Genomic DNA, 1,181 nt, shown 5'->3' with positions numbered 1-1,181 from the left:
TCGCTTAACCAATGGGGTTGCAATTTGGTGATCATTTTGTTTGACAAATTCCAAACAACTTTGTAGTTCACATCACAGCCCAGAAATGAATGGAAAACCCATCAATAATTAAAACAAGGTTAGCTGCAGAATGTTTTCAACACAGCTGTAACAACATCATCAAGTTTTGATCCCACAACCACACCATTAATTTACATTGCCACCAAAAGATAAAAGGAGAAGCTCAACTCCATCTAGCCTATTACAACATGAAGCCAAAATTTAGGCCTAGCGGAGGAGTAAACTTGCTACTACCACTCTAAAAATCATCCAAGTTGTTAGCGGTAGCCTCGCTGCCCATAGGTGAAGGTGGAGCTGGAAGGGGCGGCATGTCATCCTCGGTGTCCATGTCGGAATCGGGGGCCTCTCCTTCACCATTCCCTCCTTCTTGCTCAAGAAGGTGCTGAGCGTCATGGGCGGCAAGCATAGCATTTGCATGCTCCAAGGTACCATGTACCTCCTCAAGCTCATCTCTAGTTTGTGCTAACTCATTCTGGGTGTTGTTGTGTGCAATCTGGAGGTCATTCAATTGCCTCTCCAAGTCAGCAATCATGGCATCTCTAGTGGTCACCTCAATGGACAAAGAGGTCCTCTCAACCCCTATGTCACGGGCGCGAGCGGACATGTCCATAGCAATGTTGAGCATCTCGCTCTGCGACCGTCCAAGAAGTGCCTGCAAACGGTGATACGCCCGTATCCACCTCATCATCAAAGCGGCTGCTGCGACGGGGTTCTCCGCCATCCTCAAAGGAGAGCTAAGGTAGCGCCTCATCCAGTGGGGATCATCCGGCTGAGTCGGTGGAAACAGCCCAAGCAACTGGTGCTCTACCAAGCTCTGGTTCTGAGCACAAAAAGAACTGATGCCATTCAAGGCAGCTAGCTCACAAGTCGTCTCCATGTGGTGTCCATGAACTTCCACCGTCCAGGTGGGGGAACTAGGACACGGCGGGTGACGGTGTACCACCAAACGCACACGGGAACGAGTCACACCACGGTCTCGGATGAGGATTCTCTCATATTGTGGCGGTGTAGGGTAGCCAAGTGCCTGTAGAACCGACCACAAGATGCTAGGGAAACCTTCCCATCCCAAGCAATCAGAGAAGGACACGTCGTTGGGGTGGCTAGCCAGGTCAGCGAGGGCG

The 1,181-nt window shown here is 50.7% G+C and carries 1 protein-coding gene; it reads right to left on the bottom strand.

Annotation, left to right across the window (positions count from 1 at the left end):
* Nucleotides 1-298 precede the first annotated feature (298 nt).
* On the bottom strand, nucleotides 299-937 hold the full coding sequence (locus FA727_RS24275; RefSeq protein WP_158318981.1) for a hypothetical protein: 639 nt from the start codon (nucleotides 935-937) through the stop codon (nucleotides 299-301).
* Nucleotides 938-1,181: the final 244 nt, after the last annotated feature.

The sequence above is a fragment of the Robertmurraya kyonggiensis genome (assembly GCF_005116465.1).
GTDB lineage: Bacteria > Bacillota > Bacilli > Bacillales > Cytobacillaceae > Robertmurraya > Robertmurraya kyonggiensis.
The sequence above is the reverse complement of the archived record's forward strand: the minus strand, read 5'-3'. Positions and strand labels throughout refer to the sequence as shown.

What these genes read in the sequence shown, in the direction of transcription:
- FA727_RS24275 (WP_158318981.1), bottom strand. Translation starts at nt 937, where the DNA reads ATGGAGACGACTTGTGAGCTAGCTGCCTTGAATGGCATCAGTTCTTTT.